General features: G+C 57.6%; 19 protein-coding genes. 18 read left to right on the forward strand and 1 reads right to left on the reverse strand.

Annotated elements, in window-relative coordinates; translation table 11 throughout:
- The first annotated feature begins 28 nt into the window (after positions 1–28).
- The 18 genes from FHT71_RS17020 (at position 29) to FHT71_RS17105 (ending at position 15,680) form a co-directional block, all read left to right on the forward strand.
- On the forward strand, positions 29–469 hold the full coding sequence (locus tag FHT71_RS17020) for a hypothetical protein (protein WP_183721075.1): 441 nt from the start codon (positions 29–31) through the stop codon (positions 467–469).
- 70 nt (positions 470–539) lie between these two features.
- Positions 540–1,067, forward strand: a complete 528-nt coding sequence (locus FHT71_RS17025) for a hypothetical protein (RefSeq protein WP_183721078.1) — start codon at positions 540–542, stop codon at positions 1,065–1,067.
- Positions 1,068–1,078: 11 nt separating this feature from the next.
- On the forward strand, positions 1,079–1,375 hold the full coding sequence (locus FHT71_RS17030) for a head-tail connector protein (protein WP_183721081.1): 297 nt from the start codon (positions 1,079–1,081) through the stop codon (positions 1,373–1,375).
- Positions 1,375–1,761, forward strand: a complete 387-nt coding sequence (locus FHT71_RS17035) for a head-tail adaptor protein (protein WP_183721084.1) — start codon at positions 1,375–1,377, stop codon at positions 1,759–1,761. Before FHT71_RS17030 ends, FHT71_RS17035 begins: the two co-directional genes overlap by 1 nt.
- Before the next feature lie 37 nt (positions 1,762–1,798).
- Entirely contained in the window at positions 1,799–2,224 is a 426-nt protein-coding gene (locus FHT71_RS17040; RefSeq protein WP_183721087.1) for a hypothetical protein, read from the forward strand.
- Between the two features lies 1 nt (position 2,225).
- The gene (locus FHT71_RS17045) at positions 2,226–2,693 is read left to right on the forward strand and encodes an HK97-gp10 family putative phage morphogenesis protein (protein WP_183721090.1); all 468 of its coding nucleotides are present in this window, start codon (positions 2,226–2,228) and stop codon (positions 2,691–2,693) included.
- A 15-nt stretch (positions 2,694–2,708) separates the two neighbouring features.
- Positions 2,709–3,122, forward strand: a complete 414-nt coding sequence (locus FHT71_RS17050; RefSeq protein WP_183721093.1) for a DUF3168 domain-containing protein — start codon at positions 2,709–2,711, stop codon at positions 3,120–3,122.
- Between the two features lie 233 nt (positions 3,123–3,355).
- The gene (locus FHT71_RS17055) at positions 3,356–3,802 is read left to right on the forward strand and encodes a phage tail tube protein (RefSeq protein WP_183721096.1); all 447 of its coding nucleotides are present in this window, start codon (positions 3,356–3,358) and stop codon (positions 3,800–3,802) included.
- Entirely contained in the window at positions 3,802–4,143 is a 342-nt protein-coding gene (locus FHT71_RS17060) for a gene transfer agent family protein (protein WP_183721099.1), read from the forward strand. The genes FHT71_RS17055 and FHT71_RS17060 overlap by 1 nt, the downstream gene beginning before the upstream one ends.
- 220 nt (positions 4,144–4,363) lie before the next feature.
- Positions 4,364–6,988 carry a phage tail length tape measure family protein gene (locus FHT71_RS17065; protein WP_183721102.1) on the forward strand — a complete coding sequence of 875 codons (2,625 nt, stop codon included), beginning with the start codon at positions 4,364–4,366 and terminating at the stop codon, positions 6,986–6,988.
- Positions 6,985–7,338, forward strand: coding sequence for a hypothetical protein (locus tag FHT71_RS17070; RefSeq protein ID WP_183721105.1), 354 nt, complete (start codon positions 6,985–6,987; stop codon positions 7,336–7,338). Before FHT71_RS17065 ends, FHT71_RS17070 begins: the two co-directional genes overlap by 4 nt.
- A 13-nt stretch (positions 7,339–7,351) precedes the next feature.
- Positions 7,352–7,855 carry a DUF1833 family protein gene (locus FHT71_RS17075; RefSeq protein ID WP_183721108.1) on the forward strand — a complete coding sequence of 168 codons (504 nt, stop codon included), beginning with the start codon at positions 7,352–7,354 and terminating at the stop codon, positions 7,853–7,855.
- Positions 7,855–8,256: an NlpC/P60 family protein gene (locus FHT71_RS17080; protein WP_183721111.1), complete on the forward strand. Its 402-nt coding sequence runs from the start codon at positions 7,855–7,857 to the stop codon at positions 8,254–8,256. Before FHT71_RS17075 ends, FHT71_RS17080 begins: the two co-directional genes overlap by 1 nt.
- A 38-nt stretch (positions 8,257–8,294) precedes the next feature.
- A complete protein-coding gene (locus FHT71_RS17085; protein WP_348649309.1) occupies positions 8,295–11,879 on the forward strand; it encodes a host specificity factor TipJ family phage tail protein in 3,585 nt (1,194 codons plus the stop codon).
- Positions 11,876–12,937, forward strand: a complete 1,062-nt coding sequence (locus FHT71_RS17090) for a hypothetical protein (protein ID WP_183721117.1) — start codon at positions 11,876–11,878, stop codon at positions 12,935–12,937. Before FHT71_RS17085 ends, FHT71_RS17090 begins: the two co-directional genes overlap by 4 nt.
- Positions 12,937–14,181: a hypothetical protein gene (locus FHT71_RS17095; protein WP_183721119.1), complete on the forward strand. Its 1,245-nt coding sequence runs from the start codon at positions 12,937–12,939 to the stop codon at positions 14,179–14,181. Before FHT71_RS17090 ends, FHT71_RS17095 begins: the two co-directional genes overlap by 1 nt.
- A 59-nt stretch (positions 14,182–14,240) precedes the next feature.
- A complete protein-coding gene (locus FHT71_RS17100; protein ID WP_183721122.1) occupies positions 14,241–14,786 on the forward strand; it encodes a class I SAM-dependent methyltransferase in 546 nt (181 codons plus the stop codon).
- A 3-nt stretch (positions 14,787–14,789) separates the two neighbouring features.
- Positions 14,790–15,680, forward strand: coding sequence for a hypothetical protein (locus FHT71_RS17105; protein ID WP_183721125.1), 891 nt, complete (start codon positions 14,790–14,792; stop codon positions 15,678–15,680).
- A 1-nt stretch (position 15,681) separates the two neighbouring features.
- Here FHT71_RS17105 and FHT71_RS17110 read toward each other — a convergent pair whose 3' ends face one another.
- Positions 15,682–15,918 (reverse strand): hypothetical protein, encoded by a 237-nt coding sequence (locus FHT71_RS17110; protein WP_183721128.1) that lies wholly within the window; start codon positions 15,916–15,918, stop codon positions 15,682–15,684.
- Positions 15,919–15,928 lie beyond the last annotated feature (10 nt).

Raw genomic sequence — 15,928 nt, forward strand, 5'->3', positions numbered from 1 at the left:
CCTTCTTCACCTTTCGAGGATTTTCCAGATGAAAGACCTTCATTCTCATATCACGTTGGTAAGCGTGATCGGCGCTGTCGTTCTTGCGGCCGACAATACTCCCAGCGCAATCGACCTGCAGGGCTACGAGTCCTGTGAAATCGTTCTCGCCATCGGTATCGGTGGGATTACATTCGATACGACGAACAAAATCGAGTTCAAGCTCACTGAGTCCGACGACAACGTGACCTACAGCGCGGTCGATGTTTCTGACATCCTTGGCGTCTCCAGCGTCGGTACCGGCGGTATCATCAAATCTCTAACCAGTGCGCAGGCGGCCGCCACCGTCTCCCGCTTTGGTTACAAGGGCGGCAAGCGATACCTGAAGCTGCTGGCTGATTTCTCCGGCACGCATGGCACAGGCACGCCGATTGCGGCTACCGCCATTCTCGGCGACGGCTTCGGGAATCCGCAGGCCGACCAGGCGTAGCGCGGTAGGATGGGCGCCATTTAAGGCGCTCATCTGGATACCCCCCACGAAACGAAAAGGAGATGCCGCTATGCGCGCACAGGTAACAAAGCAATTTCCGGGTTGCACCGATGGCAACCCGAAGACCCGCGCCATCCTCGTCGGTGAGATCATCTCTGGTGACTTGGCTACCGTTGCCGTCGGTAACGGCTGGGCAGAAGAGATAGACGGCGATGCCAGCTCTTCATCTAGCGACGATGCCGGTTTTCAGCTTGCTGACGAGACCTACACGGAACAGCGCAGTCTCGCGAACGATCGGATCGCGGCCATCCATGCGGAAGTGACTGCCGCACGGCAGGCAGCCGAAATCGAAATCGAGAATATCCGTGCGGATGTCTCGAATGCGCGCAAGAGCGCAGATGTCGAATTGCAGAAGATCAAAGCCGAACTCGACAAGGCTAAGTCTGACAGCGGTGAGAGCGGTTCCGCTGATCTGGAAAAGCTAACGGTCGACGAGTTGAAAACCTATGCGGCTGACAAGGGAATCAATCTCGCCGATGCGAAGTTGAGGGCCGAAATAATTACCGCAATCAAGGCTGCTGATCTGCCCGCAAAGTAAGGACCATTGTCATGGGAAACGTCGTCGTCCTGACCACCGGACCGCTTTATACTTTGGCGGAAGTCAAGGAGCACCTGCGCGTCGACAACAGCGACGACGACGCGACCATACAGATCTACATGGATGCAGCGGAGACCGCTGTTCTTCAATATTGCAACATATCCTTGGTCCCCATTGGCCGGGAGAACGTCTTCAAGACGGCGGCGCTGATGTATGTCTCAGCTCTTTTTGAAGACCGATCCGGATTGGACGGCTTGCCGCGATCAAGCCGGCTTTTGATCGACCCGTATCGTTGGCTGAGAGTATGATGATGGACAGGCGCGGTGCTGGAATACTTTTCGAGCGGGTTGCTTTCGACCAGCGCGCGATGCAGCCGGACGGCTTTGGCAACGAGCAAGAGAAGTTCGTCGAGCAATTTCAGCGTCGCGCGGGGTTCACCTACATGCGCGGTGGCGAGACCGTGATCGCTTCTCGACTCGAGGGAAGGCAGCCGATTGTCGTTCGCGTGCGCCGCGACAGTAACACGCTGCTCATAACTCCAGACTGGCGCATGCGAGATGTTCGGAACGGTGCATGGCAAGGCACTGGCGCCGATCAGTATTGGGAAGGGCCAATCTACGCGGTGCGTTCGATCGCGCCCACCGATGACCGCCAGTTCCTCGACATTATGATCGAGAGCGGCGTGGCGGCTTAACGCATTCCCTCACCAACCAAGATAAAGGCTTAGGACAATGGCGGATATTTCCATCACAGCCAGCGCGGTAGTTGCTGGCAATGGTTCACAGAAAAGAACAGGCGTTGCCGGGGCGGCCATTGCGGCCGGCGACATCGTCTATCTCGACGCCACGACGACCGGCAAATGGCAGCTTGCAGACAGCGATGCTGCTGCGGCAGAGGCGCGAGGCCAGACGGCAAATCTGGGTGTCGCCCTCAATAGCGCAGCGGCCAATCAGCCGATCTCGGTCTTGACCGAGGGACCGGTTACGGTTGGAGCGGTGCTCACCGCTGGCACCGCGTATTACCTGTCGGATACGCCCGGAAAGCTTTGTCCGGTCGCAGATATCACCGGCGGCGACTATTACACGCTGATCGGCCTCGCGGCGTCCACAAGCGTGCTTAACGTCGATCCGCAGTATTCAGGCGTCGCGAGCCCGTAACATGGTCCGTGGTGTATCGGACATGCGGAAAAGGTTCGAGGCGATACCCAAGCGCCTCGAAACAGCTGCAGCTGCTGCCATGGAAAAAGGCGCGCAAGAACTCGTCGACATGATGAAGCGCCTGGTGCCGGTCGACAGCGGAGCGCTTCGAGACAGCATCGGCTGGACATGGGGCGATGCCCCGGAGGGCGCCAAGGTTATCACACAATCAAACGCCGACAGCCGTGGACTGAAAATCACCGTCTACGCGGGCAGCAAAGAAGCATTTTACGCGATGTGGGTGGAGTTTGGCACCGAAGCGCATACTGCCGGCGGCAAGTTCGAAGGGGCGAAAATCCCTAATCAGCCAGCGCACCCATTTTTCTTTCCGGCCTATCGATCGCTGAAGAAACGCATCCAGTCGCGCATTAAGCGGCAGACGAAAGCCGCGATGAAGTTTCAGGGGCCGCCGACCTCGGCAGACGTTTAAGTTTAGGAGCCGTGAATGGGGCCTTCGGTAGAACTTCAAAAGCTGCTCTATGACACGCTGCGAGCGACGCCAGAAATCATGGCGGTCGTCGGCGGCGTCTATGATCGGGTGCCACCTTCGCCTTATGGGACGAAGAATGCGTACATCAGTTTCGGGCCATCTGATGTGGTGGACGACAGCGCCGATTGCTCGATCAGCGGCGCGCACACTTTCCAGATCGATGTCTGGAGTAAAGAGGTTGGCCAAGTCGAAGCGAAGGCCATCGTCGATCTGGTTTTCCGGGCATTGCATGAGCAGGAACTGACGATGACGGACAACGCGCTCGCTGAGATCCGCGTCGACTTCCGTCGCGTCTTCACAGATCGGGACGGGCTGACGACACACGGCGTGGTGAGCGTCACGGCCAGCATTGAAGAGCCTGAAGAATGAGCGGTGAGATCATGGCCTGGATGATTGTTCATCTCGAAGTCAATTGGAGCCGGCCTCGTTCGAAGTTCAGCTTCAACGCTAAGCCTAAGAAAGAGCCGCAGAGCTTTCCGCATGACTTTGTCGACTACGCCGTCTCGATCTGTCGAGCGACGAAGGTGAAGCCGCCGAACCGGCGATCAACCATATCCCGCCAACCATAGCCGCTCGTCAGCGGCATTTTCACGGAGCATCCCATGACGCGCGCCACTACTGCGAACTTTCATCAGCTTGTCCTTGAGGTCGAAACGGCCTCAGGCAGCGGTGTTTATTCCCGCCTCTGCGGCCTTACCTCTCGCGGCATCAATCGCCAGAGCAACATGTCGACGTCCGAAGTTCCGGACTGCGACGACGAATCCCTGCCGGCCGCCGTAGAGCGCGCTGTCCAGTCGCAGGAAGTCACGATTTCCGGCTCAGGTGTCTGGGCTGCTCAGGCGCACGAAACCATGCTCGACTGGTGGTATTCCGGCGCGACGAAAAGTGTTCGCGTTCAGCACGTCAATGCCGCTGTTGGCGATACCGAGTACGAAACCGGCAATGCCTACCTCGTCTCGATTAACAACCAGGCGGAACGCGGCACGAAGGTTACCGCCGAGATCGAAGTCCAGTTCGACGGCATCCCGACCCGGACGGCAAAAGCCTGATGCGTGGCGCTGAAGAGGTGACGTGGCCAGGCGGAGAGCATTCTTTCCGCCTCGGCATTGGCGAGCTGCGTGCGATCGAGCAGCGCAGCGATGCTGGCTGCGCTGTCGTCATGATGCGACTGTTGTCGTCACAGTTCAAAATTGACGACGTTATCCAGCCGATCCGGCTTGGGTTGATCGGTGGCGGGATGGATGAGCGGGCCGCTCAGAAAGTCATTGAATCGGCTCTTGATGTGGCCAGCCCCTATGCGCTGGCAGTGACTGCCGCCGATATCATGCGGCGCTTCATCATGTGGGAAATGGATGATCAGCCGGGGGAGGCAAAAGCGGGGACGGAGTAGCCGATCCGAACCCGCTTCCCAACGGACGGACCAAGTGGTCCGCCTATTATGCCACGGGCGCTGCCATCGGTTTTCCACCGCGAGATGTCGACGACATGACGTTGTGGGAGTTCGCCTGCTGTGTCGAAGGCTACCGGAAAGCAAACCAGGCCGAAGAAGATCCGGCCCCGCCCATGAGCGACGATGACTTGGTCAAGTTTGGAATCGAAGGGTTTTAAAGATGGCTGCGACAGCTGAAGATCTGGCACGCTTGCTCGTTTCGATCGAGTTTACGCAGAAGCAGAGCGAGAAGCAGCTCGCCGCCATTGCCAAGGCTGCGGAGCGCGCCGCAAAGCAGACCGAGGATCGCTTCACGCAGGCTAACGACAACGTCGGCAAAAGCTTCCAGAACGGCGGCAAGAAGGTGGAAGCGTCGATTGGCGCACAGCGCGCCGCGATTTCCAACCTTTCTTTCCAGCTCAACGATATCGCAACCTCTTTGGCGGGAGGCGCGTCGCCATTTACGGTCATGGCCCAGCAGGGCAGCCAGGTGGCGCAAGCGCTGAGCAGCACCGGGGGCGGTCTCGGAAGCGTTGTGAAGACGATCGGTGGCGCATTTGCTCAGATGGCCAATCCCGTATCACTTGCGTCGTTCGCGCTTATCGGCTTGGCAGGCGCGGCAGTGCAGTATTTTTCGACCTTGAAGGGTGATGTTCCGGACGCCGAAAAGCTTCTGAAGGCTCACGCCGAACTCATCAAGTCGTTTGACGAAGCTTGGGGCATCGCAAAGAAGGCGGTCGATGGTTACTCGGATTCTGTAAACAAGATCGAACTGCAGAAGCTTCGCGACGAATTCGGTAGCCTCCAGAAGGCTATTGAATCCGCAGGGGCCGATCTAAAGGGGCAAATCGTTAGCGGCCTGCGGGGTCTGAGCAATACTGGCGGCACCGCGGCTCTTTCAGATATGACCAACGCCATCCAACTCTTGAACAAAGAGGTCCCGGATTTCCGTGGCCTGTCACTGGAGATGGAGAAGATCGAGGGCATGAAAGGTATCCCTGAGAACATCAGGGAGCTTGCGAAACAGCTGCGCCTTTCGGCGAACGAATCCCTTCCACTCCAAGAGGCTGTGGAGGGCACGCAGAAGCGCCTGAAGGATGTCTATCTGACTGGTGAGCAGGCGAAGGCTACCTTTGCGGCTTTGACTGCCTCTGCATTGGGCCTCGGCAACCAGGGCGGTGGCGCCATTAGCTCGATTGCCGGCAAGATTAGAAGTGAACTCATCCCGGCGATGGAGCAGGCGCTTTCGCAAGTCGGGGAGTACGCCAAGAACCTGACCACCCTGCAGGACCAAATCAACAAGTCGCCGCTTGGCACGCTGTCACCGCTCTATTCAGGCGGTGGCCGTTTCATGAACTCTATGGAGGCGAGCAACTTCGATTTCAACGAGGCGCAACTCGACGAGGTAGGCAAGTCTGCCGCGGCGAAGCTGATCCGTTCTTTCGAGGGGTTCATCACCAATGCCAAGTGGGACGTAAACGCGTTCCGAGTGGGCTTCGGTAGCGATACCGCGACGCGCGCCAATGGCGTGATTGAGAAGGTCACGAAAGACACCGTCGTCACGCTGGATGAGGCGCAACGCGATCTCTCTCGGCGCATCCTTGAGTTCCAAGACGGAATTCAAAATGCGATCGGGATTGAGACGTGGAAGAGCCTGTCGGAAGGCCAAAAGGCCGCGCTAACGTCGATCGCTTACAATTACGGTTCGCTGCCGGATGCGATCGTCAAAGCCATTCAGGATGGGGGCGGCCCGGCGAAGGTTGCGCAAGCAATCGCCAACCTAACGGCAAACCCAAGCCGTCGTAAGGAAGAGGCCCAGAACTACCTGTCTGGCACTGGTATCTCGCTCTCTGATGCGGGCATTGTGTCCAGCAACAAGAAAACGCCGTCCGAACTATTTCAGGGCGACGTAGCCGAGATCCAGAAGCGTATTGACGTGATGAATGCCGCCTACGCGGCACAAGCTCGTCTCAACCCGCTTGTGAATGACTACGGCTATGCAGTCGAAAAGGCGAAGATCCAACAGCAGTTGCTGTCAGAGGCGCAAAAGGCTGGCCTGGCAGTCACGCCGGAATTGGCAGCTAGTATTGACGCTCTCGCTGAAAATTATGCCAAGGCGTCATCCGCAAGTGAGGTCATGAAGACTTCGCAGGAGCGGCTGCGCAAGTCTGCCGAAGAGTTTCGTGACCTCGGTCGCGACGTTGTCGGCGGCTTCATCTCGGATCTTCGCGAAGGCAAGTCCGCCACGGAAGCGTTGGCGAACGCTCTCGACAAGGTGACAGAGAAGCTGATCGACATGGCGCTTAACGCTGCGTTCGATGGGCTCTTCGGCGGTAATAGCGGAGGCGGCTTCCTCAGTGGTCTCTTGAGTGGCGGCAGTAGCTTCAACGCGTCGACTGCCTCACCAGGACTCTGGTCGGACGGCGGCTATACCGGTAACGGCGGCAAGTATGAGCCAGCCGGTATCGTCCACAAGGGCGAGTACGTCATGGACGCGGAGAGCACGAAGCGCATCGGCGTTAGCAACCTGCGGCGCCTACAGGGATATGCCAATGGCGGTCTCGTCGGCGCACCAAGCCTGCCGGCACTCGGCGGCAAGAGGCCAGCTGGCGGAGGTGTTGTGGTGAATATCCAGAACAACTCGTCAGCACAGATCAAGCAGCAGTCGAAGCAAACGGCCGGCGGCACGCAGATCGACGTCCTGGTTGATGAAATGGTGGCTGATAAGATGTCGACGCCTGGCTCCCGCTCGCGTGGAGCAATGCAGTCGCAATTCGGGCTGAAGGGGGGGCTGGCAAGACGATGACTGTTCCCATCTGGCCGGAAAGCTTACCGCAATACTTTACGACGACCTCCTACGACGAAGAGGGCGCAGACAATGTGCTGCGCTCTGAAACCTCCGTAGGGCCTGCAAAGACCAGGCGGCGCACTACCGCGAACGTCTGGAAACAGAGCGGCCAGATGGTGATGAGTGCAGCTCAGTTTCGCACTTTCCTATCATTCGTCGAGAACGACATTCTCGACGGCGCTAAGGCGTTCAGCTTCCCGGCGCAGCTCCTGGGTGCGAATAACCTTGTTCGGATGACTTCATCCTATAAGGCCAGCCGCGTGGGTGCCCAGTGGTATGTGTCGCTGGCGCTCGAAGTCCTTCCATGATCTGGGAGACCGTATGAGCCGCAACCTATCTCCCGGCTTCCTAGCTGGGCTCTATTCGCAGGAATCGGAAGAGGTCGTTATTTGCCTCCTGACGGTGACGCACGAAGACATTGGTGGGCCTATCTACCTGTCAAGTGATCCGACAACGCGTCTCTCTGACGATCCGCTTGTGTACGGTACGATCAGCAGAAGCAACGAATACCTTTATCTGCCCTTCGAGTTCACATTGCCTGACGACAAGAGCGACAGCCCGCCACGTGTTCAGCTCAGCATGGACAACACGGATCGCAGCCTCGTCACGCTTCTCCGAAGCATTGCTACGCCTGCAAACGTGATGGTCGAACTTATTCTAGCGTCCGACCTCAACAGCGTGGAAATCCAGATACCGGCACTTCAGCTTTCGGATGTCACCATGGATGACAGTAAGATCTCTGCGACACTGGTGGCGGACGCGCTCATCAACGAGCCGCACCCGGCCCAGCTGTTCACGCCTGGCAGTTTCCCGGGTCTGTTCTGATGGAGAAATTCATCGGTATTCCTTACGTGCCCCACGGGCGCGAATATAAAGGAGCTGACTGCTGGGGCATTCTGTTCCTCTATTACCGCGACGTGCTTGGCACTCCGGTGCCTGCCTACTCCTCGGAGATGGAGGCGCGGGAGTTCAATCGCTGCGGCATCGCGCCGCTGATCGGCGAGGAACGCGAACGGCGCTGGCATCAGGTTGAGACGCCACAGGCTGGAGATTGCGTGCTCATGCGGGCAGGGAGGCACGATAGCCACGTCGGCGTCTACCTCGGCCAAGGCCGCATGCTCCATAGCGAAGGTCCGCACCCTTCGGTCATAGACCGCATCAGCGACATGCGCTGGCGGAACCGAATTTCTGGATTTTACAGGCTCAATGAATGCTCGCAATCGTAGAAGATCGACGCGCGGAATTGTTTGCACCGGGAGATGACGTGGATGTTTACCTGCGTCGTTCTCCGCTTCGCCAGCAACGCGAGCATCTGCGGGTTCCTGCTGGTTTGTCGATCGCTGAGATCCTGGATGTCTGCGAAGTCGAGCCCAGCCGGCTCTACGTCACGATCAATGGTCATTCGATCGAGTTCCGCAACTGGGCTCGCGTCCGCGTCAAGTCCGGCGCGACAATCTCGATTGTAAAGGTCCCCGGAAAGGGCGCCCTGCGCAGCATCCTCGGCGCTGTAATCGCAATCGCCGCTGCGATCTTTGCGCCATATCTGCTTCCAGCCGCCTTAGCCGGTACAGCCGTCGGCACCGCAGTTACCGGCCTGATTGCGGCTGGGATCACCATTGCCGGCTCATTGGCAATTAATGCGCTGTTTCCGGTAGCAAAGCCGCAGCAACAAGCCGCCGACAATACCAAGACACTTTACTCGATCGGCGGTGCGCAGAATGAAGCCGCACAGTACAATGCCGTGCCTGAAATCTTCGGCACACATCGCATCTCCCCGCCCTATGCGGCCGGATCCTACACCGAAATCGTGGGCGACGATCAGTATCTTCGGATGCTGTTCTGCGCTGGCTACGGGCCGGTTTCGATCACTGATCTCAAGATCGCTGAAACTTCTATCAGCACGTATGAAGGCGCCACCTACGAGATCATCAGCAACCACCTTACGCAGTCGCCGACGCTTTACACCAAGCCGGTATACGAGGAATCGGTCAGCGTCCTTCTCGACTACGCGAGCAGCTGGGTACAGCGCACCACGGCGGAGAATGTCGATGAAATATCGGTCGATGTCAGTTTTCCAAATGGCGTCTATCGCTATCAGAAATCAAACGGAAACCGCGTCAACTACCCCGTCCTATTGGAGGCTCAATACTCCGTAGCCGGCGCCAACATATGGAACCCGTTCGGGGCGGTGGACATTAACGCCGCTTCAGCGCAGGCAATCAGGCGCTCCGTATCAAAGACCGTCCCTCGCGGCCAGTATGACATTAGGCTTCGGAAGCAGTCGCCGGACTACGTTGGCGATGACACCGTTTCGGAGACTGCATACTGGACCGCAGTTCGCGGCCGGCGAAATGAATCAGTCATCAAGTTCGATAAGCCGCTGACACTGATCGCGCTACGCATCAAGGCGACGAATGAACTTAACGGCACGGTCAACCAGCTTAACTGCATCGCGAGACCGCTGATCAGGTCTTGGAACGGCACGTCCTGGGTGGCAAATCAGGTCACCCGTAACCCGGCTGATCACTTCCGACAGGTTCTACAGGGCAACGCAAATGCTCGGCCGGCGGCTGACGCCTCGATCGATCTGGAGAGCATTCAGGACTGGCACGAGTACTGCAAGGCGCAAGGGTTCACTTTCGATCTTGTGGCGACGGATCAGGTATCTGTCTACGACCGCCTCACGCAAATTGCTGCTGCTGGCCGCGCTTCCGTATCGTTCCGCGATGGCAAGTGGGGCGTTGTATGGGACGTTGAGGGATCGGACATTGTTCAGCACTTCACGCCACGCAACTCGTCCGGTTTCTCGTCGACGCGCGCCTATGCGGACTTGCCACATGGCTTCCGTGTCAACTTCATCAATCGTGACAACAACTACCTCAACGACGAGCGTGTTGTTTACGACGATGGCTACTCCGCGGCGAATGCCACGAAGTTCGAGGGGATCGACTTCCCCGGCGTTACTGATCCGAAACTGATCTATCGCCACGGCCGATACCACATCGCGCAGCTTCGTCTTCAGCGCGAAAACTATTCGTTGACGACCGACTTTGAGCACCTGGTTTGCACCAGAGGCGACAGGGTGCGCGTCAACCATGATGTGGTGCTGTGGGGCCTCGGGGCGGCTCGTGTGAAGGCAGTGTCGGCTGGCGGGGTGACGCTCGACGACACCATGTCGATGGAGGCTGGCAAGACCTACTCGCTGCGCTTCAGGTTGGCAGATGGCTCATCGCTTGTTCGCACCGTCGACGGCATAGACGGCGAGTTCACGGACTTCACGTTCTCTGACACTGGTGCGTTGCCCTCGGTCGGAGATCTGGCCCAGTTCGGCGAGAACGGCATGGAGAGCGTCGTGTTGCGCGTCAAGAGCATCACGCCGCAGGCTGATCTGTCGGCAAAGCTTGAACTGGTTGACGATGCGCCAGCCATTCTTCAGGCGGATAAGGGAACGATTCCGGACTTCGAAACCGGCATTCCGCCGTTGGTGGACTATCGTTCGTACACTCCGACTGCGTTCTCGGCAGTCGAGGCTATATGGACAACCACGCCACCGACCTCTGTCCTTCGCCTGTCGTGGGCGGCGCCGGATATCGGCAAGGTCACTGGCTACATTGTGCAGCATGCCGTCAAAGCCACTGGCAACTGGTCGCCGTCCGTTACGGTGTCGGCTCCAGAGGCGGAACTCCGTGGGCTAGATCCTGGCGCCTATAACGTCAGAATTCGCGCGATCTTTGACAACGGCCTTCTATCCGGATGGCTGAATGAAGTCGTTAACGCGAGTATCTTCGCAACGGCTCCGGCCGACGTGACAGGCTTCGCTATCGCAGTAACTGGCGACTTGGCGACGCTGCAATGGGAACAGATTGCGGAAGAGACTGGCGTCTCGCACTACGAAATACGCTACTCGCCAGCACCATCCGCCTTCGTGACGTGGCAATCGGCAACGCTGCTGCGCTCGCCGGTTATGGGTGCGCAGGCACAGGTGCCGCCGTTGCGTGGAACCTATCTCATCAAGGCGGTGAGCTATTCCGGCCTGCAGTCGCTAAACCCGGCAATCATCGTCAATACGATCGACGGCCTGACTGCATTCAATGCTGTGGAGGCGCTGGAAGAAGAAGCGCCGTTCTCCGGCGTGAAGGACGGCACGTTCTTTGATGGTGCGGCGCTCCGCTTGGAGGGGGCGACGGACTTCTTCGCCTTAAGTGATGTCTTCGACCCGGCTGACTTCTTCCTGTCTTCGGATGGGTATCTGCCAGTTGGCTACTACTACTTCGCTGACATCATCGACCTGTCGGATGTGTACACGTCTCGCGTCACAGCGAAGATTGACGCACACGGTCAATGGTCTAGCGATGACTTCTTCGCCTTAAGTGATGTCTTTGGGCGCGTCGATTTCTTCGGTGACATCGGCAGCAAGTGGAACGTTGGCGTCGAGATATCGACAACCAATGATGATCCAAGTGGTTCACCGGCGTGGTCCGACTATTCAGATCTCGTAACGGGAGACGTGTCCGCTCGGGCCTATCGCTTTAGGGCGCGTCTTGAGAGCAGCCAGGCGGACATCACGCCAATCGTTGAAGGCATAGACGTCACCGTCGACATGCCGGATCGCGTTGTCGCAGGAAACGATATCGCCGTCCCAGGTGGCGGCTTGCTAGTTTCCTTCTCGCCTGCCTTCAAGCACCTGCAGGGCGTATCTATCGCCGCGCAGGGGCTCGCCACGGGTGATTACTACCTGATCACGTCCAAGGATGAGGCGGGCTTCCACATAGCATTCAAGAACTCCGCCAACGCGGACATCACCAGAACCTTCGATTATGTCGCAAAGGGATACGGGACGATTCAATGACACAAGCACCAACGTGGAGCGTTCCGCTCTCTGGTCCGGTTTCTCCGGACGTCTTCGCACAGCGCATCGATGAAAGCCTTGACGCGCTGTTGTCCGCTCACTCTGGATCTGCTCGCCCTGACTATGCGGTGGCGGGCACGATCTGGATTTCCACCGCAACGGCAGGGAAGCTCAAGAAGTACCTATTCGACGGCACGAACGATCGGCTTCTTGAGACGATCGATATTGCGACAGGTGCGATCAGCTACGAGCCCGGGACCATGACCGGTCCCGTCAACTACGCCAACTTCGCCATCACCAACCCAGCCGGAAAGTGGCTTCGCGGGTATATCTCGCCAGGCTTCAATCTGGCGAACAATGCAACCGACGCCACCAACGACATCGACTTCCCGGCCGGCGTTGTTGCCAGCGACGAAACGACGCCGATCCTTATGGATCACGCTGCTGGCACGGCTCAGCTTGATGTGGTCTACGGCACGGGCAACGGTGGACGGTTCAGCAGCGCAGCCATCTCTGATGGTTGGTGGCACTGCTTTGTCATATCAAACGGCACGACGGTATCGCGAGGCTTCTCCAAGAACCTCGATCCTACTGCGGACTCAAACTATCCGGCAGGCTATACGCACTATCGGCGAGTGGCATCATGGTCTCGTGAAAGTGGTGTGCTTGTCCAGTTGTCGCAGGTTGGTGACGTATTCCGACGCAAGACAGCAATCGTGATTGCATCCTCTGTGACGACCATCGCTGATCAGCTTGTTTCGACGGGTACGCCGCTAGGGATTGTTTGTGCGCCTCTCATCAACTGGGCTGTCATCCCGGCGGCTAACTCCGCATATCAGGGGAGTCTCGGTTCAGCTGCAGACGGCGCCTCAAACGTTGGCGTCATATTCTGCGGCTCGACCACCAGCCCTTCAAATCGCTATATCTCCAATCCTCCTCCGATGTTCTTTACCAACACATCCGGGCAGCTGTGGATGAACAGATCTGTCATTGCTGGCACGATAAACAGCAGTGACGTGTCCTGCGCCGGTTGGGTAGACACGAGGGGGCGTATCTGATGGGCACTGTCAACGCTTCAGATTATGGCTACGTCGCAGATTACGACTCATCCACAGGTATAGGAACCGACAACGGCCCAATTCTCTCCGCCATTTTGGCCGACCCTGACATTGATAGAGTAATTTGTCCCTCAGGATTAGCATTGCTGGATAATCTTGAGATCCCCATCGGCAAGACGGTTGAAGGCTCGCGACCAACGCTGCAAACCTTTCTGAATGGAACATATAAGCCAGACGGTATACAGGGAACAGTATGGTGTACTCGCGCCACTGGAAACATGGTTTCAGGAAGGCCAACGAATGAGCAGGTTCGCCTAAACCGTGGAAGCCTGCTAAAAAACCTAATGCTCTTCCACGACGGACAGCCGACGCCGGCAACAGGGTGGACGCCTATCGATACGCCTTGGGCGGTGAGAGCCGGACGGTTCGAGGATAATTCGCGCGATGTCAGGGCTGAGAATGCAAGAATGGAAGGCGTTTACGCGCTTGGATACTCGCACGGAATAGAGTTTCAGAAGGGCGGCGAGGGTGGTTATATCCGCGATTGTGCTTGGCAGGCGTTTAAGATCGGTCTTTCCCTTGACAACATCCACCACATCATTCTGCTCGATAATGTGCAGGCGTTCCCGTACTGGAGCTGCCAAGCCGATGTGAACACCTACGCTCTCAACAACTACGTTGCGTATGAGTTCGGCCGCATAGACGGGCTTCGCGTCAAGGGCGGGCTGTTTTCGATCTTTACGAACGTCGGCGTTAATTTCATCCCGTCTCGCTCGACAGACTTCCCAGGCCAGCCTGCCTACTTCTTCGACATCGACGCCATTTACTCTGATAGCTGCCTCCACGGCCTGATGGTGTCACCTTATATTTCCGGGGCGATGCTGACTGGTTCAATTGGGCAATTGATCGTCCAGCGGACTGGAAATACCACGGTTGTCGTTGATCCGGCATCAGACTATGGCGTCAGGTTGCGAGGGCGGTGTGATATTAGCGTGGAGAAGTTTGAGGGATCTGGGCCAGGGTTTGTTCGTCCAGGAGGACACATAACTGCAACCAATTCGGGATCCTATATCAATATTGACAAGGCCCGAATTTGCCAGTGGGGTAGCATACCGGCATTCAACTTTGGCGTTTCCGGTTCGAAATGTAGGATCAATTCTCCGGTGAATGTCGCTACGGCGACGACCGCATGGAGTTCCTACACAGGAACGATAGTGGCGGGTAACGTTACGATTGCGCCATAAGCAATTGCCCTGAGCGGGACGGCAATCTATAAGCGGCTCACTATAGCTAGGGGGTTGCATTGGCAGATCAGGGATCGCAGGGGCTATTTTCGCCTCTCTTACGGAAAGCTCGCACGCAAGCAGCGCAAAAGTGGTTGAATGGCAAGGTGCTGGATATCGGCTGCGGCAGTGGTGTCCTCGCGTCGTTCGTCGCCCCAGAGAAATATGTCGGGTTTGACAGGGACGAAGGCAGCATCGAGTCGGCGCGCCAGTCTCATCCGAAGCACCGTTTCATGAAGGAATTTCCCGATGGCGAGAGCTTCGATACTATCGTTGCATTGGCCCTTATTGAGCACCTTCCAAATCCAAAAGAAGAGCTTGCGCGGTGGGCGTCCGCTCTCGTGCAGGGCGGGAAGATCGTTGTCACCACGCCTCACAAGGCGTTTCGCACAGTTCACGATATCGGCGCCAAAATCGGGATATTCAGTGCTGATGCGGCTGACGAGCATGAAGAGATGTTCGACCGCTCAAGCCTCGTTGCGCTGGCCGAGAGTGTCGGGCTGAAAGTGGCCGTTTACGAGCGGTTTCTTTTCGGCGCCAATCAGTTGTGCGTCATTTCAAAGTAGACGATGCGTCGGGTATTTAAAGCGGCGGGGGCTGCAGTTGCCATCGCGTCGGTTGCATTCGTCGTCCGTTCGATCTGGCGTTCGTACTCCACCCTTCCGGAGGCCATGTTCTCTGGCAGTTTCATCGCTCTGCTTGTTGTCCTGGCGGCTGGCTATGCTGGCGTGAACCAGCTTCTCGGGTCTGCGTGGTATTCGCTGCTATCGGGGTTCGATCGTGGCGAACTCGGTCTTTCGGGCGCGTTGGCAATATTTAACAGAACGCAGATCTACAAATACCTTCCCGGCAACGTGTTCCATATGGTCGGGCGATACAGCATGGCCAAGAAGGAAGGCGTTAGTCATGGCGCGCTTTCGGTGGCCCAATTCGGCGAACTGGCGCTGGTTTGCATCGCCGCTGTTCTGGTGGCTGGTGTCTCGTCGCTGGATATCCTGACATCTGCCGCACAAAGATACGGTTTCTACCGGCCTATTTACGCAGTAGCTTTCATTTTGGCGATGGGGTTAGCCTCGCTCGTGGCGGTCAAGGTCGCCCCACGACGGTTGTTCCGTGGTGAGGTGGTGCGGTCTTCAGCGCTCGCACTGTCGCTCTATCTGCTGTTCGTGCTCGGCAATAGCCTGATGGCGGTAGCTGTCGCTCTATGGATAGGGGCTGGTGACGCAACCGTGGTGCAGATCATTGCTGTTGCTTCTACGGCTTGGTTGTTCGGCTTCATCGTCCCCGGCGCCCCTGGCGGGCTAGGGGCGCGGGAGGCGGTCACGATCGCGGGGTTGACGGCGCTAGGCGTTCCTGTGGCAAACGCCACGGCCATAGCAATAAGCCATCGGCTCGTGACGCTGGCTGGCGACAGTATAGCGGCGCTTTCCGCTTTTGTCGTTCGGGTAACTAGAAGGTAACTTACTGCTTTTGGTTCGGCGGTCGAGGCATGTCGAGATCTGCCACGGCCTCGGCGTATGGGCCTGTTTCCAGCAGCAATGCGGACTGCTCAATAACCGACGCCAAGGTCTCGTCGCGTTCCCAACCTGCAGCCGTTGCGGCCTCTAGAACCGCCAGCAGCGCTGGAACGATAGCTTCGGCGCAGTCTTCATCGCGAGCGATGTCCTTAACGTCGACGTTCGGCGGTCTGATGTCCATTTCTATCTCC

The sequence above is a fragment of the Rhizobium sp. BK060 genome, assembly GCF_014193145.1.
GTDB lineage: Bacteria > Pseudomonadota > Alphaproteobacteria > Rhizobiales > Rhizobiaceae > Rhizobium.

Excerpts from the sequence above, each read along its gene's own strand:
- FHT71_RS17020 (WP_183721075.1), top strand. The coding sequence starts at position 29 with ATGAAAGACCTTCATTCTCATATCACGTTGGTAAGCGTGATCGGCGCT.
- FHT71_RS17025 (WP_183721078.1), top strand. The coding sequence starts at position 540 with ATGCGCGCACAGGTAACAAAGCAATTTCCGGGTTGCACCGATGGCAAC.
- FHT71_RS17030 (WP_183721081.1), top strand. The coding sequence starts at position 1,079 with ATGGGAAACGTCGTCGTCCTGACCACCGGACCGCTTTATACTTTGGCG.
- FHT71_RS17035 (WP_183721084.1), top strand. The coding sequence starts at position 1,375 with ATGATGGACAGGCGCGGTGCTGGAATACTTTTCGAGCGGGTTGCTTTC.
- FHT71_RS17040 (WP_183721087.1), top strand. The coding sequence starts at position 1,799 with ATGGCGGATATTTCCATCACAGCCAGCGCGGTAGTTGCTGGCAATGGT.
- FHT71_RS17045 (WP_183721090.1), top strand. The coding sequence starts at position 2,226 with ATGGTCCGTGGTGTATCGGACATGCGGAAAAGGTTCGAGGCGATACCC.
- FHT71_RS17050 (WP_183721093.1), top strand. The coding sequence starts at position 2,709 with ATGGGGCCTTCGGTAGAACTTCAAAAGCTGCTCTATGACACGCTGCGA.
- FHT71_RS17055 (WP_183721096.1), top strand. The coding sequence starts at position 3,356 with ATGACGCGCGCCACTACTGCGAACTTTCATCAGCTTGTCCTTGAGGTC.
- FHT71_RS17060 (WP_183721099.1), top strand. The coding sequence starts at position 3,802 with ATGCGTGGCGCTGAAGAGGTGACGTGGCCAGGCGGAGAGCATTCTTTC.
- FHT71_RS17065 (WP_183721102.1), top strand. The coding sequence starts at position 4,364 with ATGGCTGCGACAGCTGAAGATCTGGCACGCTTGCTCGTTTCGATCGAG.
- FHT71_RS17070 (WP_183721105.1), top strand. The coding sequence starts at position 6,985 with ATGACTGTTCCCATCTGGCCGGAAAGCTTACCGCAATACTTTACGACG.
- FHT71_RS17075 (WP_183721108.1), top strand. The coding sequence starts at position 7,352 with ATGAGCCGCAACCTATCTCCCGGCTTCCTAGCTGGGCTCTATTCGCAG.
- FHT71_RS17080 (WP_183721111.1), top strand. The coding sequence starts at position 7,855 with ATGGAGAAATTCATCGGTATTCCTTACGTGCCCCACGGGCGCGAATAT.
- FHT71_RS17090 (WP_183721117.1), top strand. The coding sequence starts at position 11,876 with ATGACACAAGCACCAACGTGGAGCGTTCCGCTCTCTGGTCCGGTTTCT.
- FHT71_RS17095 (WP_183721119.1), top strand. The coding sequence starts at position 12,937 with ATGGGCACTGTCAACGCTTCAGATTATGGCTACGTCGCAGATTACGAC.
- FHT71_RS17105 (WP_183721125.1), top strand. The coding sequence starts at position 14,790 with ATGCGTCGGGTATTTAAAGCGGCGGGGGCTGCAGTTGCCATCGCGTCG.
- FHT71_RS17110 (WP_183721128.1), bottom strand. The coding sequence starts at position 15,918 with ATGGACATCAGACCGCCGAACGTCGACGTTAAGGACATCGCTCGCGAT.